Annotated in this window: 24 protein-coding genes; 5 read left to right on the top strand and 19 right to left on the bottom strand. The window is 69.2% G+C overall.

Translation table 11 applies throughout. The annotated features are described in order from the left end of the window. Nucleotides 1-12: 12 nt before the first annotated feature. Genes AC5L30_RS31640 through AC5L30_RS31630 form a run of 3 tightly spaced genes read right to left on the bottom strand, consistent with a single transcriptional unit; the run spans nt 13 to nt 2,331 of the window. Nucleotides 13-966 carry a hypothetical protein gene (locus AC5L30_RS31640; protein WP_494871825.1) on the bottom strand — a complete coding sequence of 318 codons (954 nt, stop codon included), beginning with the start codon at nt 964-966 and terminating at the stop codon, nt 13-15. A gap of 31 nt (nt 967-997) precedes the next feature. Next, nucleotides 998-2,005, bottom strand: coding sequence for a hypothetical protein (locus AC5L30_RS31635; protein WP_494871824.1), 1,008 nt, complete (start codon nt 2,003-2,005; stop codon nt 998-1,000). After that, on the bottom strand, nt 1,999-2,331 hold the full coding sequence (locus AC5L30_RS31630; protein ID WP_494871823.1) for a PadR family transcriptional regulator: 333 nt from the start codon (nt 2,329-2,331) through the stop codon (nt 1,999-2,001). Before AC5L30_RS31630 ends, AC5L30_RS31635 begins: the two co-directional genes overlap by 7 nt. A 29-nt stretch (nt 2,332-2,360) precedes the next feature. Between AC5L30_RS31630 and AC5L30_RS31625 the strand changes: the two genes are divergently transcribed. Beyond that, nucleotides 2,361-2,933, top strand: coding sequence for an endonuclease/exonuclease/phosphatase family protein (locus AC5L30_RS31625; RefSeq protein ID WP_494871822.1), 573 nt, complete (start codon nt 2,361-2,363; stop codon nt 2,931-2,933). A gap of 57 nt (nt 2,934-2,990) precedes the next feature. Here the strand turns inward: AC5L30_RS31625 and AC5L30_RS31620 are convergent, their stop codons facing one another. Further along, the gene (locus AC5L30_RS31620; RefSeq protein ID WP_494871821.1) at nt 2,991-3,857 is read right to left on the bottom strand and encodes a GyrI-like domain-containing protein; all 867 of its coding nucleotides are present in this window, start codon (nt 3,855-3,857) and stop codon (nt 2,991-2,993) included. A 143-nt stretch (nt 3,858-4,000) separates the two neighbouring features. Here AC5L30_RS31620 and AC5L30_RS31615 point away from each other — a divergent pair, with 143 nt between their 5' ends. Beyond that, nucleotides 4,001-4,591, top strand: coding sequence for a GrpB family protein (locus AC5L30_RS31615; RefSeq protein ID WP_494871819.1), 591 nt, complete (start codon nt 4,001-4,003; stop codon nt 4,589-4,591). Between the two features lie 145 nt (nt 4,592-4,736). On the opposite strand, the gene AC5L30_RS31610 is transcribed toward AC5L30_RS31615, so the two are convergent. Beyond that, nucleotides 4,737-5,312 carry a GNAT family N-acetyltransferase gene (locus AC5L30_RS31610; RefSeq protein WP_494871817.1) on the bottom strand — a complete coding sequence of 192 codons (576 nt, stop codon included), beginning with the start codon at nt 5,310-5,312 and terminating at the stop codon, nt 4,737-4,739. 65 nt (nt 5,313-5,377) lie between these two features. On the opposite strand from AC5L30_RS31610, the gene AC5L30_RS31605 reads away from it, so the two are divergent. Continuing rightward, nucleotides 5,378-6,262 (top strand): transglutaminase domain-containing protein, encoded by an 885-nt coding sequence (locus AC5L30_RS31605; RefSeq protein WP_494871816.1) that lies wholly within the window; start codon nt 5,378-5,380, stop codon nt 6,260-6,262. Here the strand turns inward: AC5L30_RS31605 and AC5L30_RS31600 are convergent. From AC5L30_RS31600 to AC5L30_RS31590, 3 genes are all read right to left on the bottom strand, one after another. Then, on the bottom strand, nt 6,249-7,190 hold the full coding sequence (locus AC5L30_RS31600; protein WP_494871815.1) for a redoxin domain-containing protein: 942 nt from the start codon (nt 7,188-7,190) through the stop codon (nt 6,249-6,251). The two genes, AC5L30_RS31605 and AC5L30_RS31600, sit on opposite strands and share 14 nt — an antisense overlap. Beyond that, the gene (locus tag AC5L30_RS31595; protein ID WP_494871814.1) at nt 7,191-8,414 is read right to left on the bottom strand and encodes an epoxide hydrolase family protein; all 1,224 of its coding nucleotides are present in this window, start codon (nt 8,412-8,414) and stop codon (nt 7,191-7,193) included. It abuts the gene before it with no gap. A gap of 218 nt (nt 8,415-8,632) precedes the next feature. Further along, a complete protein-coding gene (locus AC5L30_RS31590; RefSeq protein ID WP_494871813.1) occupies nt 8,633-9,469 on the bottom strand; it encodes an SDR family oxidoreductase in 837 nt (278 codons plus the stop codon). 125 nt (nt 9,470-9,594) lie between these two features. Between AC5L30_RS31590 and AC5L30_RS31585 the strand changes: the two genes are divergently transcribed. After that, the gene (locus AC5L30_RS31585; protein WP_494871812.1) at nt 9,595-10,197 is read left to right on the top strand and encodes a TetR/AcrR family transcriptional regulator; all 603 of its coding nucleotides are present in this window, start codon (nt 9,595-9,597) and stop codon (nt 10,195-10,197) included. On the opposite strand, the gene AC5L30_RS31580 is transcribed toward AC5L30_RS31585, so the two are convergent. Together AC5L30_RS31580 and AC5L30_RS31575 are read right to left on the bottom strand one after the other, a co-directional pair. Further along, nucleotides 10,198-11,007 (bottom strand): class I SAM-dependent methyltransferase, encoded by an 810-nt coding sequence (locus AC5L30_RS31580; RefSeq protein ID WP_494871811.1) that lies wholly within the window; start codon nt 11,005-11,007, stop codon nt 10,198-10,200. Nucleotides 11,008-11,046: 39 nt separating this feature from the next. Next, the gene (locus tag AC5L30_RS31575; RefSeq protein ID WP_494871810.1) at nt 11,047-11,493 is read right to left on the bottom strand and encodes a hypothetical protein; all 447 of its coding nucleotides are present in this window, start codon (nt 11,491-11,493) and stop codon (nt 11,047-11,049) included. A 202-nt stretch (nt 11,494-11,695) separates the two neighbouring features. On the opposite strand from AC5L30_RS31575, the gene AC5L30_RS31570 reads away from it, so the two are divergent. After that, nucleotides 11,696-12,625 (top strand): expansin EXLX1 family cellulose-binding protein, encoded by a 930-nt coding sequence (locus tag AC5L30_RS31570; protein WP_494871808.1) that lies wholly within the window; start codon nt 11,696-11,698, stop codon nt 12,623-12,625. Nucleotides 12,626-12,668: 43 nt separating this feature from the next. Here AC5L30_RS31570 and AC5L30_RS31565 read toward each other — a convergent pair whose 3' ends face one another. The 9 genes from AC5L30_RS31565 to AC5L30_RS31525 form a co-directional block, all read right to left on the bottom strand. Further along, the gene (locus AC5L30_RS31565; RefSeq protein ID WP_494871806.1) at nt 12,669-14,138 is read right to left on the bottom strand and encodes a hypothetical protein; all 1,470 of its coding nucleotides are present in this window, start codon (nt 14,136-14,138) and stop codon (nt 12,669-12,671) included. 6 nt (nt 14,139-14,144) lie between these two features. Next, complete coding sequence (locus tag AC5L30_RS31560; protein ID WP_494871805.1) at nt 14,145-15,341, bottom strand: RNA polymerase sigma factor; 1,197 nt, start codon at nt 15,339-15,341, stop codon at nt 14,145-14,147. Then, a complete protein-coding gene (locus AC5L30_RS31555) occupies nt 15,338-15,679 on the bottom strand; it encodes a YciI family protein (protein ID WP_494871804.1) in 342 nt (113 codons plus the stop codon). The genes AC5L30_RS31560 and AC5L30_RS31555 overlap by 4 nt, the downstream gene beginning before the upstream one ends. A gap of 619 nt (nt 15,680-16,298) precedes the next feature. Continuing rightward, a complete protein-coding gene (locus AC5L30_RS31550; RefSeq protein ID WP_494871802.1) occupies nt 16,299-16,994 on the bottom strand; it encodes a hypothetical protein in 696 nt (231 codons plus the stop codon). Nucleotides 16,995-17,409: 415 nt separating this feature from the next. Next, the gene (locus AC5L30_RS31545; protein ID WP_494871801.1) at nt 17,410-18,627 is read right to left on the bottom strand and encodes a tyrosine-type recombinase/integrase; all 1,218 of its coding nucleotides are present in this window, start codon (nt 18,625-18,627) and stop codon (nt 17,410-17,412) included. 2 nt (nt 18,628-18,629) lie between these two features. Further along, the gene (locus AC5L30_RS31540) at nt 18,630-18,824 is read right to left on the bottom strand and encodes a helix-turn-helix transcriptional regulator (protein ID WP_357194561.1); all 195 of its coding nucleotides are present in this window, start codon (nt 18,822-18,824) and stop codon (nt 18,630-18,632) included. Between the two features lie 12 nt (nt 18,825-18,836). Beyond that, a complete protein-coding gene (locus AC5L30_RS31535) occupies nt 18,837-20,648 on the bottom strand; it encodes a replication initiator (protein ID WP_494871800.1) in 1,812 nt (603 codons plus the stop codon). Next, nucleotides 20,648-20,914, bottom strand: coding sequence for a hypothetical protein (locus AC5L30_RS31530; RefSeq protein ID WP_494871799.1), 267 nt, complete (start codon nt 20,912-20,914; stop codon nt 20,648-20,650). The genes AC5L30_RS31535 and AC5L30_RS31530 overlap by 1 nt, the downstream gene beginning before the upstream one ends. Beyond that, nucleotides 20,911-21,468, bottom strand: a 558-nt coding sequence (locus AC5L30_RS31525; RefSeq protein WP_494871798.1) for a hypothetical protein, incomplete at its 5' end; no start/stop codon positions are given. The genes AC5L30_RS31530 and AC5L30_RS31525, both read right to left, overlap by 4 nt.

Here is a 21,468-nt window from a genome sequence, read left to right as displayed (position 1 = left end):
GACGCCTACGGTTCAGGCCGGCGACGACGTCGGGGTCGGCGCGAGGGCGACCGCGGCGGTGGGTGCGGACCGGGCCGCCCGGATCGCGTACGCGAGCGCGTAGGGCGAGCAGGCCAGATAGAACATGGGTTCCACCAGTACCTCGTCGGTGATCAGAAAGATCTCCCAACGGGTGGGCCGGGGCAGGCCGAAGTTCCAATCGGTCCAGCAGGCGAAGAGCCACAGCGGCGCCGAGATCCGGTCGACGGCGTCCCCCGCCGTACCCTCGATCACGGGGCCGGAGCCGGGAATGTTTCCGACCACGAAGAGAATGACGGCGAGGTCGGCGACGACGAGCGCGCCGAGTATGCCCAGCCACCACGCCGCCCGGACCCGCCCCCGCGTGCTGAGGGTCGCTGCGCCCCAGAGGATCAGTGTCAAGCCGGCCAGCCAGAGCAGCAGACCGGGCACCGCGCCGACCATGCCGCCGGGGTCGAGGGTGTACCCGGCCAGGGCCATGACCGCACCGATGGGGAGCACCACGCCGAGCGCGATGCGCAGTGGGCCGCCGAGGGCGGTGTGCCGGGCCCAGCGTGCGACGTGCACCGCCAGGAGCACCGCCAACCCGGCGGTCGACAACGACCAGAGCGGTAGCTGGACCTGCGGCGGCAGCAGCAGCCAGTCAAGGACCACGTTCATCAGCACCGCGCTGACGAGCACGATCCCGACGCAGGCGATCGGTGACAGCAGCAACGCCGCTGCGGTCCGGCCGGCTCGACCACGCATCAGGGTGCGGTCGACGATCGGGGCGCCGGCCCGGCTGACGGCCAGGCTCGCCGCGAAGCCGACCATCTTCGTCCAGCGACCGCTCTCGGCGAGAACGTGCAGCTCGGCGGCCCATTCGCGGCGCAGGTCGTCGCGGACGTCGGTGGGCCAGCGGCGCGCGGCCAACACCAGCAACAGCTCGGCGATCCGGCGGGTCACCATGCCGGCGCTCCGGTGATTGCTCCCGTTGTCCTCACCCGTTCGCCGCTCGGGGACCCCGAGGGGGCTTTCCGCTCGCCTTGTATGTCCAGCCCGTGGCGCTGCGCGTCTGGACCAGAGCGACCGCGGTGGGCGCCGACCGGGCCGCCCGGATGGCGTACGCGAGCGCGTACGGCGTGCAGGCCAGGTAGAGCATCGGTTCCACCAACAGCCGTTCGCTGATCAGGATGATCTCCCACTGGACCGGCCGCGGAAGGCCGAAGTTCCACTCCGTCCAGGAGACGAAGAGCCACAGCGGCGCGGAGATCCCGTCGACGGTGTCCGGTGACAGCGGGGGTCCGCTGAAACCGCCTGGCACCGTGCCGACGATGGCGAGGATCACCGCGAGGTCGGCCGCGACAAGGGCGCCGACGACGCCCACCCACCAGGCCGCGCGGAGTCGACCCCGGGCGGCGAAGCTCGCCGCGGCCCAGACCGCCAGCGTCAGGCCCAGCAGCCACAGCAGGAGACCGGGTACGGCAGCCACCGGCCGGTCCGGATAGATGACGTGGACGAACGGAACCGCTGCCACCCCGACGGGGAGCACCACGCCGACCGCGATGCGCAGCGGACCATCGAGTGCGGTGTGTCGGGCCCAACGCGCGGCGAACATCGCCAGCAGCAGCGCCATCCCGAGGGTGAGCGCCGTCCAGAGAGGCTTCTGCGTACGGTCGGACAAGGTCTCGGACATCAACCAACGCTGAATCGGGTACAGGGTGTAGGCACTGACGAGCACGATTCCGACGCAGGCGATCGGGGACAGCAGTAGTGCGGCAACGGTCCGGCCGGCCCGACCGCGCATCAGGGTGCGGTCGACGAGCGGGGCACCGGCGCGACTGACGGCCAGGCTCACGGCGAAGCCGACCATCTTCGTCCGACGTCCGCTCTCGGCGAGCACGTGCAGCTCGGCGGCCCATTCGCGGCGCAGGTCGTCGCGAACCTCCGCCGGCCAGCGGCGCGCGGCCAGCCCCAGCAACAGCTCAGCGATCCGACGGGTCACCATGCCGGTGCCCCGGTGGGTTCGGTGCCGCCCCACGATGAACGGCCGTCGGGGATCGCGGCCCGCAGGTCGGCGAGCGCCTGGCGGGCCTGCGCCACCCCGACGGCGGTGAGGCGGTAGTAGCGGCGGGCGGGTCGCCCGGCCGCGACCGGGTCGATCGCCTCCCAGTCGGCGGCCAGCCAGCCGGCCCCCTGCAACCGGTGCAGCACCGGGTAGAGGGTGCCGCTGGGCAGGCCGGTCAATCGCATCAGGTCGAGCCCGTAGCGCTGCTCGTCGGGCTCGGCGAGCAGCGCCGCGAGCACCTTCGCGACCGGGATGGTCATCCGCATTCGACCACTGTATCGGAACTCTACATAGGGTGGGGGGACGTCAGGTCACCGACCGGGTCGACATGCCCTGGTCGGCGGTGGTCGTGGTGGAGATCGAGGTGCCACCGCCCATCGGCACCGTGCTGGTCGCCCACCACAAACCCACCTATCAGTTCGGGTACGCCCACGAGCGGGAGTTGCAGGCCGTCCGGTCCGCGACCTTCATCGAGACGCTGCTGGCCGGACGGGACCTGCCCGTCGTCCTCGTCGGCGACTTCGACGACGACGTCGACGCCGCAAGCGTGCGGTTCTGGCGCGGCCACCAGTCGCTGCACGGGTGCAGCGTCGCCTACCAGGACGCCTGGTCAGCGGTGCACCCTGATGATCCCGGGCACACCTTCACCCCGCGCAATCCGTTGGTGCGGGCGGGCACGATGCCACTGGAGACGGGACGTCGGATCGACTACGTCATGGTTCGCTGCGGCCCCCACGGGCCGAACCTGGCGGTGGCGGACTGCCAGCGGGTCTTCGACGAGCCGGTCGACGGAGTCTGGGCCAGCGACCACTTCGGCGTACTCGCAGACCTGCGCCTGCCCGACCACCCGCCGGGCCGGTGGCGGTGAACGGCGGACCCGGCAGGCGCCGGGCCGACGGTGCGCACGTCGGCCCGGCGCCGCAGCTCAGGACGGGACCCGCTCCACCGGGATCCACAGCTCGGCGTCCGCCTGGCTGCCGTCCGCGGACACCCGGACCCGGGAGATCTCCGGTCCAGGTCGGCTGCGGTACGGGTTGGACGGAAACCACTGGGTGAACACGTCACGCCACAGGTACTGCACCGCCTGCGGAAACGCACCCGACGTGGTGAACACCGCCCACGAACCGGCCTGCACCGGCAGCGCGTCCAGGTCCTCCGGCGGCACGGCGCTGGTCACCACGCCGTGCCAGTAGTCCAGCTCGGTGCCCTCCTGCCGGCTGTCGGCGAGGTTGTCGCTGACGTTGACGATCCCCTTCGGCTCCTGATCGGAGAGCGCCTCGATCCGCTCGGTCGTCTCCTTGTCGATGCTCCGGATGAACGCGACGATCGCCGGGTTCATCCCCTCGTGCACCAGCGGGACCCGGGCCTTGCGCCCCACCAGCGCGAACGCGTCCTTGTCGACGATTCGGTACTCCATGCTGCCGCTCCCTTCGACGGTGAGTCGGAAGGACATCCGGGGCTGGGCGCGCAGCGCTGCCCCCGTACGCCGAGCTTCTCCGGGCCCCACGCCGTGCACGGCGTGGAACGCCCGGGCGAACGCCTCCGTCGAGCCGTAGCCGTAGCGCACCGCGACGTCGAGCAACGTCCGCTCCCCCGCCAGCACGTCCGCACCGGCGACGGTGAGCCGACGCCGACGGATGTACTCCGACAGCGGCATCCCGGCCAGTGCGGAGAACAGCCGCCGGAAGTGGTACTCCGACGTCAGCGCGATCCGCGCCAGTTCGGCCACCTCGATCTTCTGGTCGAGGTGACGCTCGATGTACGTCATGGCCTCGTTGAGCCGATCCAGCACCCGGGCCTCCTTCCCTTTCGAGTACCGACGCTAGGTCGCGGGGCCGGCAGCCCACCCGACATCCGATGCCCGCATCGGTCGGGTACGGCCGCACCGGTCGTCGTGTCGTAGCCTGGCGGACTTTGCTTCCCGAGGAGGTTGACGTGGCCGAGTATCCGCAGGACGTCGTACAGCGTTTCCACGGCACCCCCGAACAGGTCGACGCCGGCCTGGTGGGCGAGCCGCCACGGACGTGGGAGTCCGTCGTCGTCGAGGAGTACGACCCGTCCTGGGCGCAGCAGTTCATCGCCGTCCGGTGGTCGCTCACCGAGGCCCTGGGTGGGCTGATCATCGGGGTGGAACACGTGGGGTCGACGGCGGTGCCGGGGCTGGCAGCCAAGCCTGTCATCGATGTCGACCTCGTCATCGAGGACACCGCCGAGGAGGCCGCCTATCTTCCCGCCCTGGAACGGCTCGGGTACCGGCTCGTCCTTCGGGAGCCCTGGTGGCACGGGCACCGGATGCTTCTCAGCCCCGCCGAGGACGTGAACCTGCACGTCTGGCCGCAGGGTGCGCCAGAACCGGTCCGACACCGGCTTTTCCGCGACTGGCTGCGCTCGCATCCGCACGACCGGGAGCGGTACGCCGCGACCAAGCGCCACCTCGCACGGGACACCGCGCACCGGCCTCGCGACTACAGCCTCGCGAAGAACGACGTCATCGACGAGATCTACGCGCGCATCTTCGCCGCTTGATGACCTCACGTCGCGGCGGTCACGCGTAGATCTTGGACAGTTTCCGTTCACGCGGAACGGAAAGTGTCCAAGATCTGCAGTGGGCGTGGATGCACGTCGGCCAGCCGGCAGAACGGGGCCGCGAGTCACCGCCAACCGTGACGTCTCAGCGGGGCGGCTGCTGCATGATCCAGGTGGGCAAGGGCTCCGGCAGGAAGCCCACCACCTCCCAGCCGGCCCGGCGGTACAGCTCGACGTTGCCCGGGTTGCTGGTCTCCAGGATCGCCGGCAGGCCGTCGGCGGCGGCGCGGTCCAGCCCGGCCCGCATGACGGCACGGCCCCAACCGCGTCCGGCGCTGTCGGGGTGGGTGCCCAGGACGCCGAGGTACCAGAACGGGAACGTCGGCAGTGCGGCGTGCACGGCGTCGTCGTAGCCCTGGACGCGGGCCATCACGTCGGCGGGGTAGTGGGCGGCGAGCACGCCCTTCGGTGACCCGGTCGACGACCCGGCCGGTGGCTCCCAGATGGCGACCGACGCGCCCCCACCGAGCGTCCAGATCGACGACTGGTGCACCCGGTTGTCGAAAAGGTGCCCGAAGTAGACTGCGGCGTACCGCGGATAGGTTTCCTCGTCGGGAAAGAGGCACCGCAGGATCGGATCCTTGATGAACGCGGCGACCAGCGTATGAACCACCGCATCGCGGTCCGCCGGGGTGGCGATGGTGATCTCGGGCGTTGTCACAGCAGTCGATACTATCCGGAAAAGCGCCTTGACCCTGACACGGTGGCGGACCGGAGACTGCTCACATGGATCTCGATGACTACCGGGCACACTCCGCCTACAGCGATCCCGGTCGACACGGCGGGCTCCTGGACGCCGTGGCGTCCGACGTCCCCAGCGTGGCGGCGACCGCCCGCAACGTGATCGTCCACTACCGGGCCGGCGGAGTTGACCTGCCCGTCGACCGGCTCGACGAGGTGAACCGCCGCTGGGTGGACCGCATCCTCGACACCGACCAGTCCCGTTTTCCCCTGCCACTCACCGCTGAGCGTCCGGCCGTGGACCGGGTGGCCGGCTGTTGTCGGGACCACACACTGCTGTCGATCGCGATTCTCCGTCAGCACGGCATTCCCAGCCGCAGCCGGGTCGGCTTCGCCTCCTACTTCACCCCCGGCTGGCATCACGATCACGTGCTGATGGAGTACTGGAACGGCGAACGCTGGGTCTGGGCCGACCCGGAGCTCGACCCGGCCGGCGACCGGCAGTTCGACGGCTACGATATCGACCCGACGGCAGGGCTCTTCGACTCGGCAGCGCGGGTGTGGTCGGCGTACCGGGCCGGGACGATCGATCCCGACGTCTACGGCGTGGCCCCCGACGTGCCGGTCCACGGCGCCTGGTTCATCTACAACTACGTCCTGCACGAACTGGCCCATCGGCAGAAGGACGAGCTGCTGCTGTGGGACAGCTTCGGCGCGATGACCGACGACCTCGCCAACGCCGACCTCACGCTCGCCGACAAGATCGCCGCCCTGTTGCTCGAAGCCGACGACGGCGACGAGGCCGCGGAGAAGGCGCTCGCCGACCGGTACGCGACCGACAGCCGTCTGCGTCCCGGCGCTCAGGTGCGCAGCTTCTCACCGGTCTCCGGCACTGTGAACACTGTCGATCTGCGCGTCAGCCGAAGGTGAAGGCGTACGCCTCGGCGCCGGGCTCGCCGAACGTGATCTCCAAGGTCCGCTCCCGGACCGCGCCGTCCTGGCGGACGAGCTGGTAGAGCCGACCGTCCTGGAGTACGCCGTTGCCGTCCTCGTCGACGTCGACGCCGTGTGACGGGCCCGGGACGTCACCGTCGAGCAGCACGCGGAACGGGATCGACGCTCCCGCCCCGGGGGCCAGCACGAGATGCGCGTCGCGGGCGTGGAACCGGAAGGCGATGCCGCCGCCGGCCCCGTCCAGCACGACGTTCTCCGACCCGATCGTCCACTCCCCCGCCAGCGCCCACTGGTTGAGGCCGAGGCTCTCCGGCACCTGATAGGCGCGGCGTTCGTCGAGCGCCGGGCCGTTCGGCGACGCGAAGTGTTCGCCGCGACTGAAACCGAGGTACGTCTCGGGCGTGCGCAGGTTGGTCCAGTCGGCCTCCGCCTCCGGGCCGAGCCCTCTGACGGGTACGGGTTCCCGCTCGATGCCGAGCAGTTGCTGGAGCACCCGCTCGGACTGTTCGTAGCGTCCCTCGCCGAAGTGCTCGTCGCGGATGACGCCGCCGGTGTCGACGAAGTAGAGCGCCGGCCAGTAGTGGTTGTCGAAGGCACGCCAGATGGCGTAGTCGTTGTCGACCGCCACCGGGTAGTCGATCGACCGGGCCGCGACCGCCCGCCGCACCCAGTCGACGTCGTGCTCGAATCCGAACTCCGGGGTGTGCACCCCGATGACGACCAGCCCGTCGTCCCGGTATGCCTGCGACCAGGCACGCACGTACGGCTCCTGGCGCAGCCAGTTGATGCAGGTCAGCGTCCAGAAGTTGATCAGGACGACGCGCCCACCCAGGTCGGCGGGGCCGAGTGGCTCGGAGTTGAGCCACTCGGCCGCCCCGTTCAGCGGGGGCAGGTGCACGCCCATCTAGCGCAGCGACCGGAAGGCGGCGCGCATCTCTTCCGAGAAGAGTTGCGGCTGTTCCCAGGCGGCGAAGTGCCCGCCCTTGTCCAGCCGGTTGTAGTGGATGAGATTGGGATACGCCTGCTCTGCCCAACTCTTGGGAGCCTGGTAGAGCTCGTCAGGGAACACGCTCACGGCGACCGGGATCGATACGCCCTTGGCCGCGAAGAAGGAGAGCTGGTTCTCCGCATACAGACGAGCCGAGGAAACTCCGGTGTTCGTCAGCCAGTAAAGCGAGATGTTGTCGAGGAGGTCCTCCGGCGTGATGCCTCGGGGCTGCCCGGCGACGGATTCGGAAATGAGCTTCAGGCTGGCGGCGTCATGGTCGAGCATGTACGTCGCCAACGCGACGGGCGAGTCCGCCAATCCGGTCAGCGTCTGCGCGCGTCCCATCTCAAGGGCGTAGCTAGAATGCTTCCAGAAGAAGTCCGCCTGCTCACAGGCCCGCCTCTCATCGTCCGAGAGATCGGACGGGAGCGATCCGAGAGGGTTGTTCGCCCCGGTGATACCGGACTGGAGCATCGCGTCGATGTCGGGCGGATAGACACCCGGCATGTTGGTGTGAATGCCGATCAGTTCCGGAGGCGCCTGCAGACCCATCAGGTCCGTGATGAGCGCACCCCAGTCGCCGCCCTGCGCCACGAACCGCGTGTAGCCAAGGCGACTCATCAACTCGATCCAGGCGGTGGCGATGTGTTGCGGGCCCCAGCCGGGCTCGCTCGGCTTACCCGAGAAGCCGTAACCGGGCATCGACGGGATCACCAGATGGAAGGCGTCCGAGGCGCTCGCGCCATGCGCGGTGGGATTGGTGAGCGGGTCGATGATCTTCATCTGCTCGATCACCGAACCCGGCCACCCGTGCGTGACGATGAGCGGCAGGGCGTCCTCGTGCTTCGAACGGATGTGGAGGAAGTGGATGTCGAGGCCGTCGATCTCGGTCATGAACTGCGGCAGGGCGTTCAGCCTCGCCTCGACCTTGCGCCAGTCGTACTCCTTCTCCCAGTAACGCGCGAGGGCCTGCATCGTCGCAAGCTGCACGCCCTGCGACTGATCCGGCACGGTTTCCTTTTCGGGCCAGCGGGTGGCGGCGACGCGCGCACGCATCGCCTTGAGGTCCGCCTCGGGGATTTCCACCTTGAACGGCCGGATTTCCGTGGTGCCGGGTCGCGTCATGGTCTTGACAGCCATGGGTGCTTCCTCTCCGTCTGAATTCGCGCCTCGCGAGGGGAATCATGGAATGAAGGTGATGGCCACACGAGCAGTTGAGCGTGGATCCGTCGCGGGTCGCAGTTGACCCGGCCGGCCTCGGTGCGGGTCAGGTCTTTCCCAGGCTGACCGCATTCAGGCATGGTCATGGGGTCGGAATTGTGGCGAGACCATTGCGCGAGTTGGGGTGGCGATGCCCCTCAATGCGCATGTCCGGGCTCGGCGACGGCGCGCTCGGCGGCGCGGCTGACCTGCTCCCAGCCCGCCCAGGTGTCCATCCGTCGCCGGGCGATGTCGAACGCCAGGTCGTACACCATGCTCCCGAGCAGGAGCCGCAGCGGCGGGTCGTCGCTGTCGACCAGTTGCAGCAGGGCATCGGCGGCCAGCCGGGGTTCGCTGTCGATCGAGCCTTCCGCCCACTGGCGCTCCAGCTCGGCGCGCAGTGGCGCGTAGGCGTCCATCGGGGTGGTGGCGCGCACGCTGGTGTAGAGGTCGGTCCAGTATCCGCCCGGCTGCACCATGCTGACCTTGATGTCGAAGGTCGCCGCCTCCATCGCCAGCGCCTCACTCATGCCCTCCAGGGCGAACTTGCTCGCGCTGTACAGGCCGGTGCTCGGGAAGCCGCCGAGCGCGGCGATGCTGGATACCTGCACGATGTGGCCGGAGCGTTGGGCGCGCAGGTGCGGCAGCACGGCCTGGCTGACCCAGAGCGCGCCGAAGAGGTTGACCTCGAACTGGGCGCGCGCCTCGGCCTCGGTGAACTCTTCGATCATGCCCATGGACAGGGTGCCGGCGTTGTTGACCACGATGTCGAGCCGGCCGAAGTGCTCGACGGCGGTGTTCACGGCGGCGATGACCGCCGCCCGGTCGGTCACGTCGAGGGTCAGGGCCAGCAGCCGGTCGGCGTACTTCTCGTCGAAGTCGTCCGTGGTGATGGTCCGGGCGGCGGCGACCACCCGATCGCCCCGGTCGAGTGCGGCGTCGGCGAAGGCGCGGCCAAGCCCGCGGCTGGCGCCGGTGATGAACCAGGTACGCATGTGGATCTCCACTTCAGTTAAGCGAGACGAGACGGTCCGTCTCGTCTTGGAAAGGAGATTAGACCGCGCCGCCCACCATCGTCAAGACGAGACGGTCCGTCTCGGACGCTGGTATCGTTCTGCCCATGACGCCCAACACGGCCCGCCGGAGAGAGACCTCCCGACGCGCCATCCTCACCGCGGCCTTCGACCTGCTTCAGGAAACGGGGTATGCGAAGCTCAGCATTGAGGGCATCGCCGCGCGGGCCGGCGTCGGCAAACAGACCATCTACCGCTGGTGGCCGTCGAAGGGCGCTGTCATCTTCGACGCCTTTCTCATGCTCAGCGAGGCCACCGAGGGTGGTCCGCCGACGCTGCCGGACACCGGCGACCTGGCGGCGGACCTGACCCTGGTGCTGCGCGCGACGATCGAGGAGATGAACGATCCCCGGTACGAGCAACCGATGCGCGCGCTGGCCACCGAGATCGCGCTCGACCCCGAGCTGGCCGCGGCGTACGCCGAACGGTTGGACGGACCGTTGAAGGAGGCCAAGCGGCAACGCCTGCGCAGCGCCCAGCGGGCGGGGCAGATCGCCGAGGACGTCGACCTCGGCGTGGCGGTGGACATGATCTGGGGGCCGGTACTCAACCGCTGGCTGCACCGCAGCGGGCCGCTCACCGCCGAATACGCCGACCTCGTCGTCAGCACCGCCCTCAACGGACTGCGCCCCCGCCGATCCGCCGAGTGACTAGCCCTGCCAGCCCTGGCGTGCCGTGCAGATCACGTAGCCCTTGGGGTCACGCCATGGCCCCGCCTCGGAGGCGAACCAGGCGCGCACCTTCGCGTCGATGGCTCGCGTCAACTCCGGGCGGAGGGCCGAGTCGGGCTCGGCGCCATAGAACGACAGTTGGGCCGCCGCGAACGCGATGACCGGCTCCGGACGGTCAAAGACGAGAGCGTTGTCGTATCGGTGCACCGCGACCGCGCCGAAGGTCGACTCGATCATCTCGGGCAGATTGTCGCTGTGGACCCGCGAGTTGGGCACGATCGGGATGTCGATCCCCACCGACGAAACCAGCTCGGCAACGAGCGCGGACACATGAGGTGTCGTGCCGGGGCGGTTGACCACGGCTGCGAAGACTCCCTCCGACCTGAGCACCCGCCGGCACTCGGCCAACGCCCGCCTCACATCCGGAACGTGGTAGAGCATGTGGCGCGCCGTGACGACATCGAAAGCCGCCGCGTCGTACGGCAGGTCCATCGCGTTGCCGAGTTGCGCCGACACGCCTGCGACGTCATAGAGCGCGTGTACGGCCGCGGGTGAGGTGTCCAGCCCGACGAGCCGGCCGCGATGGCCCCGTTCCGCGAGATTGCGGAGAAAGGCCCCCGTGCCGCAACCGACATCGAGCAGATCCGCGTCTCTGGACAGCGACACCGCCTGCTGGACCGTCTTCTCAACGTCGTCCGGGAACTCGCTGTAGCGCTGATGTGTCTGGATCCGCGTGGCCAACGGCTCCAGTGAGAGGTACTCCTGCACGTCGGAGATGGAGGGCTTCACCTCGTGCCCCTTTCCTCGGTTGTGACCTGATTCGACTTCTCAGGGCATCCCCGCGTAGCGGAGTGGAAGCGGAGGTCGTGGCCGGCGCCAGGCGACGTAGGCCATGATGCCGAAGGCAATCAGAATTACCACCGCGATGAGGAGGATGAACCACCCGGATCGATCGCCCGCCTCGCGCACCCTGGCGCAGGGGTCATTCTTGGCATGGTGGACACGGATGCGTTCACCGATGGTCACGGACCGGTTAGCACTGACTGCCACGCGGAAGCTTGCTTCACAGACCTCGCCACGGCTCGTACTGAACTGAACCGTCACCAAGGTTCGGGCCCCTTGATGCTCAACATCCAGCACCTCGGCCTCTGCCTCCGATCCACGCCGCTCGTCCAAGGCTGACCAGGTGGCAAGGGTCGTGACCGTGATCGCAAAGACGAGACAGACCGCCGAGAACACCCGCAGGGCGGCTCGGCTCGGCCGTTGACGGTTCATGGCCGGAACCTTAGAAGGAGGCCGCAACACGGCTGGTGCCTCTGCCGGACCGGCCGTCGGTTCCTCGCCTGGCCACTCGCCGAGTACGCCGACCTCGTCGTCGCCACCGCCGTCAACGGACTGCGCCACCGCCGATCCGCCGAGTGACGATCGGTGGGACGGCTTTGCGCTGCCACGGCGCGGTGCGGCAACATCAGGCGCCGTGACGGCACCAGGCACGGCCCCCGACCACGACACCCCGGCCGGCAACAACGGCACGCCCCGGTTGAGTCGGCGAGCCAGACACTGGTTGGCCGGCGGCGGGGTCACCGTCCTGGCCGCCGTCCTCGGCATCACCCTCGCCGTCCGCGGCGGCGCCACCCCGGCCTGCGCCGCACCGCCGACGGGCAACGCCGTCCACAAGGGAAAGGCCAGCTTCTACGACGCGGGCCGCTCGGGCGGCAACTGCTCCTTTCCGGGCCCGCCCGCGGACCGGCTCTACGTGGCCCTCGGCGCGTCCCAGTACTCCGGCTCGGCGGCCTGCGGCAGTTACCTGGAGGTGACCGGCCCGAAGGGCAAGGTCCGGGTCATGGTGATGGACCAATGCGGCGGCTGCGGACCTAGCAAGATCGACCTCTCCACCGAGGCGTTCACCAAGATCGCCGACCGGTCGCAGGGCATCGCGCCCGTGTCGTACCGGGCGGTGGTGAACCCGCCGCTCGACGGAGGGCTCACCTTCCGGATGAAGGGGGGCGCCTCTCAATACTGGTTCGCGGTTCAGGTCGGCAACCACGGCAACCCTCTCCGCTCGGTCGAGGCGAAGGGACCGGGCGGCGGCTTCCGCAAGGCCGCCCGGCAGAGCGACAACCACTGGACCATCGAGGGCGGGATCGGCCCCGGGCCCTACAGCATCAGGGTCACCGACGTGTACGGACGCCAGGCAACCGCCACCGGCATCCGCATGGTCACCAAGCAGGTACAACGCAGCGCGGTCACCCTCGCCGGCGCCTCCCCCACGCCCAGCAGCTCGCCCTCGGCCCCGCCGAGTCCCACCACCGCGCCCTCACCGACGCCGACGGAGTCGGCCGCACCGACGGCGACAGTCGAAGCGCTCGCGGGTGCCGCCGCGCCACTCGACCGCCCCCGCTGCTGACCGAGCCGCGGCGGCACGGTCAGCCTTGCGCCGGGTATCCGCCTCAGCGGAACGCGCGCGCGACAATCGTCAGCAGCGCCCTGAGCAGCACCAGTACGCGGTACACCGCGTATATGATCCAGACGCAGGACATGCCGACGGCGGTGACGATCAGGGCAGGCCCCACGACGGTCGTTTCCTCGACAACCCAGCCGCCCGCAATCACGACGGTGACCACGACGCCGAGCAGCACGACAGCACGTCCCACCCCCTTTGACGCCTGCCACAGGGCTGTCGCGTGTACGCGGGCTGGCAGGGCTCCCGCTGAGGGCATGGTGGGCGAGGCGACGGATGACGGTGCCCGGTTCGCCAGTTCGTCGAGTTGCCGACCTGCGGCGCGGTCCCGTTCGTCGGCAGAGCCACGCAGGACCACCTCCAGTGCACGCAGGTCGTCCCGATCACGGAGCAGCCCGGTGCGTGGATCACCGAGGAGCAGCAGAGGAACGGGAGGTTCCTCGTCTGCCGAGCGGGCCAGCACCCACGCATCGCCGAAGCCCTTCAGCCGACCCGGTTGCAGCACCGTGACGATCCCGGACAGCAGGCTGGTCCGGGGTGACTCCGGATCAGCACCGGTGACGAGGTCAGTGCCGTCGATGATCGCTTCGTCGTCGAGCAGGTCCCGGCAACTCTCGGTGACGTGCCGAACAGCCGTGGTGACGATGCCGACCACCACCAGGGACACGACCAGCACGATGACGCCGAGCAGCTCGTTGTGCTGTGTCGCCACGACGGTGAGCGACAGCGACGGGAGGACGACGAGCAGGTACCAGCCGACGAACAGCAGGGCCCTGCGCCGGTCCAGCCACCGCTTGAGCCGGGCACGGTCGGGCTGGTCCGGAAAGCGCCGCAGGGGAATCCCGCTGATCGGCTGGATCGGTGGCCGGCACAGATGTTGGAAACGCTCACCCGCCAGCAGCGCCAGGTCCCGCGCGAACTGGTCCTGTTTGTAGGCCACCGCAGCGAGCTCGAACAGTTCGATGCCCGCCTGGCCGTCCACCGGGCTCTTCTCGGGCAGCGGGACGCCCAGGCTCACCCCGGCCGCAGGCACCAGAAGCAAACGTGGACCCCGCAGCATGCGTCGGACGGCGGTCGCGGAAGCATCGCCAGTTGCGGAAGCGTCGGCGAGCACGACCGCGGCAACCTCGTCCCACCGCAGGTGGCGCTTGAGCTTCGGAATCCGCACCGACAAGCCGTGCGGGTCGACATCGACGCGGAACGGCAACACCGCGTCCCGCACCAGCCGGCCACCTGTCGCCAGGCCGAGCGCCACAGCCGCCGCGCTCAGGATCAGGCCGACCCAGGCGATGTCCATCATCGCGTACGCGATACCGGTAGCTCCGGTGAGCAGCAGTATCCCGAAAACCAGGAGGACGAGACGGTCGAAGTACGGTCGCCGTACCTTCACCAGTTCATCGTCCAGCACGAGGTCAAGCCGCCGCCGCCACAAGCGATGTGAGCCGGCGCGCGACGGCATACCAGTTCAGGCCCAGTTGAGGCGGTGGCGCAGCAGGGAGCGTTCGGCCGGGTTGGTGGCTAGGGCGAGGGCGCGTTCGTCGGCGGTCCGGGCCCGGGTGACGTCGCCGAGGTCGCGGAGCAGTTCGGCTCGGGTGGCGTGGAACAGGTGGTAGTCGTTCAGTTCACCGGCCAGAGCGTCGACTTCGGTGAGCGCGACCGACGGTCCGCTGACGTAGCGCAGCGCGATTGCCCGGTGGAGCCGGGTGACCGGTGATGGTGCCAGGCGCAGCAACAGGTCGTAGAGCACGGCGATCTGGGTCCAGTCGGTTTCCTCCCACCTGGCGGCCTCGGCATGGCAGGCGACGATGGCGGCTTGAAGTTGGTACGGGCCTGGTCTTCTCTGCGCTGCCGCCTGGGCGATCAGCCGGCCGGCGGCGGCGATGGTGCGGCGGTTCCAGAGAGATCGGTCCTGGTGCTGGAGCTGAACGATCTCCTCGCCCCGGTCGAAGCGGGCGCTGGTTCGGGCTCGGTGCAGCCGGATGAGCGCGAGCAGGCCCGCGACCTCGGGTTCGGTGGGCATGAGCTGATGCAGCAGAGCGGCGAGGAACTCGGCGTCGTCGGCCAGGTCGCGGGATTGGGCCTGGTCGCCGCCCGTGGACAGGTACCCCTCGTTGAAGAGCAGATAGATCACCGCAAGGACCTCGGTGAGTCGGGCGCCGAGATCGTCCGCCGACGGGATTTGGTACGGGATGGCCGCGTCGCTGATCTTTCGTTTGGCGCGGGTGATGCGCTGCCCGACGGTGCTCTCCGGGACGAGGAACGCCCGGGCGATCTGCGCGGTGGTCAGACCGCAGACCACCCGCAACGTGAGGGCGACCTGGGCGGCCCGGGGCAGAGCCGGATGGCAGCAGGTGAAGATCAGCCGAAGTCGGTCGTCTGGTGGCGGCTCGACCGGCCACGCCACCAGCGCCAGCTTCCGGCGATGGCGCTGCTCGCGGCGGATCTGATCCAGACCACGCCGACGGGCCACCGTGTACATCCAGGCAGCTGGCCGGTCAGGAACACCCTCGACCGGCCAATGGGTCAGCGCGGCCTCGACGGCGTCTTGGACGAGGTCCTCGGCGGCGCTGAAATCACCGACCAGGTGCACCAGGGACGCGGCGAGCTGGCCCGCGTGATCGCGGACCACGCGGGCCAGCTCAGCGTACGTCGGGTGGCTCATCCGGCGATGGGGCGAATCTCCACCATCGGGCAGGCTGGCCAGGACCTGGCGATCCGCAGCGCCTCGTCAAGGTTTTCCACCTCGATCTCGGCGTAGCCGCTGACGATCTCCTTGCCTTCCACGAACGGACCATCGGAGACAAGCGGCTCGCCCCGGTCCAGCCGCACTGTGGTGGCGGTGTCCGGCGGCATCAGGTGGGCGTGGTGGGTGATCTTGTCGTGGTGGTCGGCGAACCACTGCTGTACGCGGGCGTAGGCCCGGTTCCGCTCGGGCTCATCCATGGCGGCCAGGTCGGCGGCGAACTGTGGCGTGTCGACGAACATCAGCACGTACTTCATCGTTCCTCCAACAGCGGTCTACGGGGCGAGGCGGGTGAAGCGCCTCCACCAACCAGACGACCAGCGAGGGCCCCGATCCGACAACCAGCCGAACCTGTTTCCGGGTACGTGTCAACGACCGTGAGCGACGCCGTGGCGACCGCGGCGCAGCTCCACCCAGCGATCCACGGACCGACTTCAAGCAACGCGACTCTTCCAGGACTTGCCCCGCCTGGGCAGGCGGGTTCTAAGTGGAGGCGTCAGATACTTGGCGGTTACGGAAAGCAAGTTACCCGGCCCCTTCAATGCCTGTCGACGGAGTAGCTACCGACAGCAACGCTTCTTCTGCCGAATTCCTCTTTTTGGGATCAAGCCGCCGCGCTCCGCGCGGCGGGCGGGAGTGGTAGGCCGCCCGGTGGCAAGCCGCCCTGGCTCGCTTCGCGGCCGGAGCGGAGGCCACCGACACCCGGCGGACGCCGCTCCCGTACTGGTACTGAGTTCGACCGGCTCGTAAACCACGACCAGGAGGCGGAGCACGGCGGTCCGGAAGCCGGCGTGGCTGGCCGCCGTCGACCTCTGGGCTTCCGGCTGCCGCGCCAGTCCACACCGCGGACTGGCTTGCCACCGAGCCGCTGCGGGTCTAGCCGCCGAATGCCTCGGCCAGCAGGGCAAGGCGGTCAGCCGGCGCTTCCAGGTGACGAGGGCTGTGGTGGCCAAGGCAGACGGGCAGCCCCTTCTGCTCTGTCCAATCGCTGTCGCCCCAGAATCGATTGCTTCCGGCCAGCAGCTCCCCGGCAACCTCGTTCTGTCGCCGTTGAGCGCCTACAGCGGTGATGGCCGCCGCTACCATCTGGTTGGCTCCGCGCGGGATGGCGGCATCGCCCACAGCAGGAAGGAGCAGGAGGAGACGTTCCGCCTGACTGTGCTTCGGGTCCGGTTGACTCGCTGTCCTGACCAGCTCGGGCCAGGAGAGTGCCGGCCCGTGGAAACCGCCCTCCAGCGACGCGGCGGTGATCACGTCGTCGGATCCCGCTTGCTGAAGCAGGTAGTCCCATCCCGAATCGTCCTCGTAGTTGCGGAAGAGGATGTGCATGCGGTGGCCTTGGGCGAGGTTCAGAGAGATGACGGGCCAGATGCCGTGCTGGTGCATCTCCTCCGCGTAGACCTCGACATCTGCCGGATCGAGGTCGAAGGCCACCGCAGCCGTGTAGGAGCCGCCCACGGAGAGCAGGAACGCCGGCCAGAACAAGGGGTCAGTAAGCCACGGCGTCGCGTCGACAAGCACGGATGCATCAACCGGTGGGCGGAAGCGGTTGAGATAGCCGAGGAGGGGCATCTGCCGATCCTCGCAGACCCGTAGCCGCTTGCGCTGGTGCGGCTGACTGAGCTTGGCTGGTGGCGCCGGTTACGTTGGTGGGTGCCCCTACGTGCCCCCTACGTGCCCGTCGCGCCGGGAAGCCACGGGGAACGGCGGTCAACCACGGGCACCGTGACCAGGAGCGCGGTCCGTTGACTTCGGCCCGGACCGGCGCCCCAGCGAGTTCCCAAGCTGACGTGCTGCCCCAAGATCAGGGCGTCTCCAGGGCGTCAAACAATGTTGACCATCAACGCCAACCAACGTCAGAACATACGACCAGGTCAGAGCCTTGATCACGGCTCTGGCCTGGTGGGCGACGGACGAGTCGACCTGTACGCCGGATTCTGGTAGGTACGCATGCTCTGAGCTGGGCGAATGCGACCGCTCTCCCGCCTCAGGCCGTGTCGGGGCCGTCAGCAGGATTGGGCTGAAAGAGTCGATCGATGGCGTTGCGGGTGCGTTCCTCGCTGGCCGGCATCAGGTGCGTGTACACCCGGAGGGTGAATCCGGGGTCGGAGTGGCCGAGGTAGGAGGCGAGAGCCTTGATGCTCTCCCCCGCATCTAGCAGGGCCGAGGCGTAGAAATGCCGGAGCGCGTGCATGCCGGTCGACCTGGACGGCACGATGCCGGCCGCCGTGACGGCCGGTCGCCACGCTTTGGCGTCGAACCAGCAACGGTTGATCGGCTTGCGCCGGGTGGTGGTCAGGATCAGGCTGGCGGTGACCTGCTCCGCGCTGGTGGGGTCCTCCCACGGGAGGGTGATGGTCAGCGGCGGGTGATCTTTCATGTGCTGCCGGAGAGCATCAGCGACTGATCCGGGTAGCGGTATCCGCCGGTCCCGGTTGTTCTTGGGCAGACCGAACACGAGCCGGTGACGGACCAGCTTGACCTGACGTTGGACATGCAGCCAGCCGGCATCGAGGTCGATGTCGTCGACGGCCAGGCCGAAGACCTCCCCCTGTCTCATCCCACAACCGGCCCCGAGGTCGACGACGGCACGGTAGCGCTCAGGCAGACCGGCCCGGATGAGGGCGATGTCATCGAGCTTCCACGGCACCACGCGGCGCTCAACCGGACGTGGTTGGCTGACCGACCGAGCGACGCACGGATTCTTTGGTATGCGCTCGTCGTCGACGGCCGCGCCGAGGATGGTGCGCAGGTGGGCGAAGATCACCGACCGGGTCGACGGGGCCAGCTTGCCGACGAGTCCGGCGTCCCATTCGCGGATGTGGCCCGGCTTGATGGCGGCGAGCTGGCGGTTGCCGAAGTACGGCAGCAGGTGCCGGCGTACCCGGATCTCGGTTGTCTCTCTGGTCGACTCGTCGAAGCTGCGAGTACGGAGCCAGTTCCCGGCGTACTCACCAAAGGTGATCCGGCCGGCCGCCGGGTCGACATACGCGCCGCGCAGCTTGTCAGACTCGACCGAGACGAGGAAGGCTTCCGCGTCCCGCTTGCCGCGATCAGGAAACGACTGGCTCCGCTCCCGCCCGTCCGGGCCGATGTAGCGCACCCGGTAACGCTTGCCGGTGCCGTGCCGATCGGTCTTCTCGCGCCTGTTTCGGCCGTTCGCGCCGGTGATGGTGCGGTACCAGCGATCCTCGATGTGGCCCATGATCAGGCCACCCGGCTTCTGACCCAGGCGCGGACTTCTGCCGGGTCGTAGCGCAGGTGCCGGCCGATGCGGGCGGCTGGCGGCCCGTACTTCACCTTCCGCCAGCGGTAGACGGTTTCCACCGGCACCCGCAGGAAGGCGGCAACGTCTTCAACGGACCAGAGTTCTTCGACAAGCTCTCGCGCAGTCACGGTCATCCTTTGCGGTCGTCAGGCAGCGGCCGGCGTAGCGCCAGCTGGGGTGGTGGCGAGTTCGTGGGCGAGTTCTTCGCGGCCGGTGGTTCGTCGTTCGCGGGCGAGGGCGGCGGCGGTGTTGGCGAGGAGTGCGTCTCCGGTGGTGTGCCAGCCGACGCCTGCGAAGGTGAGGGTGCCGACGATGAGCGTGGTGTCGTCGTCGAGGTGGTTGACGGCGCGGAGGGTGCCGGGTTGCTCGTCGGCCTGGTGCTCGTGCTCGTGGCGTCGGTAGGTGACGCGGGTGTCGCGCAGGAGTTGGAAGGTGACGGAGTAGCGGCGGGCTTTGGTGAGGAAGTGGCCGCCGAAGCCGAGCATGTGCGCCCAGCGCCGCAGCCGGGCGTAAGGGTTGTCGCTGGCTGGTTCCGCCGGTTGGGTGTCAAGGCTGGCTTGACGGTGGGCGACGCAGACGGGGCAGGCGGCGTAGTGGGTGTGGGTGCCGCAGTCGGGGCACTCCCAGCGCTTCACGTAGCCGGGTGGGGGCCGGTGGTCCCGGGGCCGTTCCGAGAGCGGGACGGGCAGTGCGGTGGGTCGGCCGGTGTGCCAGCAGGCGTCGATGAGGCGGGCGGTGTGGTCGCCGTCGGGGTCGGCGTAGTCGCCGATGGAGTCGGCGTCGAGCCTGACGGAGCGGTGCCCGGTTACCTCGGTGCTTTTGGTGGCGTACTTGGCAAGGTAGCCGGCGACCATGCTGTCAGTGACCTCACCGTCCCCGGTCAAGCTGATGGGTCGGATGTCGAGGCCCTTGCCCGGGTCACCCCACGCGATCGACCAGCCGCCCGGCTGGTCGGGATGGGTCGGGGTGGTGAAGGCGACCTGTTCGACGGCCGCCCGGATCGCGTCGTCGAGGTCCGCAACGGTGAACGCGGCCGGTGGCGGGATGACGACGGTTGAGTCCTCAGGGTGGACGCCGTCGAGGCGCACCAGGGCGTGGAAGTGCACCGCCCCGCGTGCCTGAAACTCGGCCACCTTCCCGTGCGACAGCCGAACCGGCGGGACCTTGCGGATGTTGCCGGAGGCGGTGGCGACGTGGACGCGGGGGATGCCCCGGCGGCGGGCGAGTTTGGCGAGCCATCGTTCCGCGGCTTGCTTGGTGCGGTGCCACAGCTCGCCGGAGAACAGGTTCCACACGACTTGGTGGGTGTGGTCGTAGCAGTCCAGGCACAGCGGCTGCCCGAGCACCGCATCACCCGGCTCGTGTCGCGCCCAGCAGACGGCCGGTCGACCGTGAGGGCAGAGCCCGGCGGCGGGGTCGGTGGCGCGGCGGGCGTGGCACGGATCAGCCCGGCAGTCGCAGCGTTTGCGGTTGCCGCAGGTGTGCCGCTTGACCGCCCGGGTGTGCACCGTGCCGAACGAGGGTGCCGTGAAGGTGGCGAACACCGCCGGGTGCTGCGCGACCGATTCGGGGACGCCTTTGCCGCCGATGAGGCCGGCGCGTAGGAGTTGGTAGGCGTCGCGTTGGTAGGTGTGGGCGCAGGCGGGGCAGACGGTCGCGCGGCGATTGCCGCAGGCGGTGTAGATCGCGGCGTCGGGCATGGCGTCGGTGTGCCGCTGCTCCAACACCCGGCCGGTGCCCTGCTCGACGGTGAGAAGTTGCCCGGCGAGGCGGATGGGGCGGGTGCAGCCGGCAGCGGCGCGAACGTGTTCCAGCCACCCGAAGTAATCCGGCTGGGTGGCACGGTGGAAGGCGGAACCTTCGGCGGTGTAGTCGTAGACGGGCGTGATGGTGTCGGCGTTCGAGCCCACACCCCGGGCCGTGATGGTCCGGGGTGTGAGGTCCAGCGTCGAGGCCATCAGCCGCGAACCTCGGTGAGGTGGCGGGTGGTGATGGTGCGTTCGGTGACGATGACCCGGCAGGCGCCGCACTGGCGCTTGACCGGTTCGTGCCGACGGCACGCAATGGTGGTGGTCACCTGGCCGCAGCGGATGGTGACCGGTGCCCGGCAGGGACCACCGGGGATGACGTCGACCAGGGTTCGGTGGATGTCGAACGGGTGGGCGTTGGGGTAGGCGGGGCAGGTGTGGGTGACCTGCTCGATGTCGACCAAGACGATGGTCATCGGACACCGCCGATGGTGGCCAGGAGCTTCCCGGCAACGGCCGGGCTGATGTCGAGTCGGTCGGCCAGTTCGGCGGGGGTGATGGGTTGGCCGGTGGCTTGTTCGTGCTGCACGGCCGCGAAGCGGGCAGTGGGCAGCAGGTGAGCGGGAACGTCGACCGGCTCCGAGGCCGGTGTGGTGACGGCCGGGGTTGGCTCGGGTGTCGGGGTGATGGCGGCCGGTGGTGTCGGCTCGGTGGTGACCTGCTTGGCCACCTGGACGCGGATCGGCTGCCCCGGCTCAGAGGGGGCCGTCATGGGTTGCGCGGTGGGTGCGGGGGCGAGGACGAGTTTGACCAGGGCCATGAACGCCAGCGCGGGAACAGCGGACAGGAGCCACCCGGACGGGCCGGGTTTGGCGACGGCGAGTTGGGCGGCGAGGGAGAGGCCGGCGGCGGCGATGAGTAGGACCATGGGGTAGCCGATGGGAGCGCCGGTGCGGCGGCGTCGGCGGATGGTGAGTAGGGCGGCGATGGGGACGAGTTCGGAGATGACGGCGTTGGCCCAGCCGAACCA

The sequence above is a fragment of the Micromonospora sp. BQ32 genome, from assembly GCF_059358895.1.
This window is presented reverse-complemented; position numbering and strand designations above follow the sequence as displayed.

Excerpts from the sequence above, each read along its gene's own strand:
- AC5L30_RS31640 (WP_494871825.1), bottom strand. The coding sequence starts at position 966 with ATGGTGACCCGCCGGATCGCCGAGCTGTTGCTGGTGTTGGCCGCGCGC.
- AC5L30_RS31635 (WP_494871824.1), bottom strand. The coding sequence starts at position 2,005 with ATGGTGACCCGTCGGATCGCTGAGCTGTTGCTGGGGCTGGCCGCGCGC.
- AC5L30_RS31630 (WP_494871823.1), bottom strand. The coding sequence starts at position 2,331 with ATGCGGATGACCATCCCGGTCGCGAAGGTGCTCGCGGCGCTGCTCGCC.
- AC5L30_RS31605 (WP_494871816.1), top strand. The coding sequence starts at position 5,378 with ATGGATCTCGATGACTACCGGGCACACTCCGCCTACAGCGATCCCGGT.
- AC5L30_RS31600 (WP_494871815.1), bottom strand. The coding sequence starts at position 7,190 with ATGGGCGTGCACCTGCCCCCGCTGAACGGGGCGGCCGAGTGGCTCAAC.
- AC5L30_RS31595 (WP_494871814.1), bottom strand. The coding sequence starts at position 8,414 with ATGGCTGTCAAGACCATGACGCGACCCGGCACCACGGAAATCCGGCCG.
- AC5L30_RS31590 (WP_494871813.1), bottom strand. The coding sequence starts at position 9,469 with ATGCGTACCTGGTTCATCACCGGCGCCAGCCGCGGGCTTGGCCGCGCC.
- AC5L30_RS31585 (WP_494871812.1), top strand. The coding sequence starts at position 9,595 with ATGACGCCCAACACGGCCCGCCGGAGAGAGACCTCCCGACGCGCCATC.
- AC5L30_RS31575 (WP_494871810.1), bottom strand. The coding sequence starts at position 11,493 with ATGAACCGTCAACGGCCGAGCCGAGCCGCCCTGCGGGTGTTCTCGGCG.
- AC5L30_RS31565 (WP_494871806.1), bottom strand. The coding sequence starts at position 14,138 with ATGCCGTCGCGCGCCGGCTCACATCGCTTGTGGCGGCGGCGGCTTGAC.
- AC5L30_RS31560 (WP_494871805.1), bottom strand. The coding sequence starts at position 15,341 with ATGAGCCACCCGACGTACGCTGAGCTGGCCCGCGTGGTCCGCGATCAC.
- AC5L30_RS31555 (WP_494871804.1), bottom strand. The coding sequence starts at position 15,679 with ATGAAGTACGTGCTGATGTTCGTCGACACGCCACAGTTCGCCGCCGAC.
- AC5L30_RS31550 (WP_494871802.1), bottom strand. The coding sequence starts at position 16,994 with ATGCCCCTCCTCGGCTATCTCAACCGCTTCCGCCCACCGGTTGATGCA.
- AC5L30_RS31545 (WP_494871801.1), bottom strand. The coding sequence starts at position 18,627 with ATGGGCCACATCGAGGATCGCTGGTACCGCACCATCACCGGCGCGAAC.
- AC5L30_RS31540 (WP_357194561.1), bottom strand. The coding sequence starts at position 18,824 with ATGACCGTGACTGCGCGAGAGCTTGTCGAAGAACTCTGGTCCGTTGAA.
- AC5L30_RS31535 (WP_494871800.1), bottom strand. The coding sequence starts at position 20,648 with ATGGCCTCGACGCTGGACCTCACACCCCGGACCATCACGGCCCGGGGT.
- AC5L30_RS31530 (WP_494871799.1), bottom strand. The coding sequence starts at position 20,914 with ATGACCATCGTCTTGGTCGACATCGAGCAGGTCACCCACACCTGCCCC.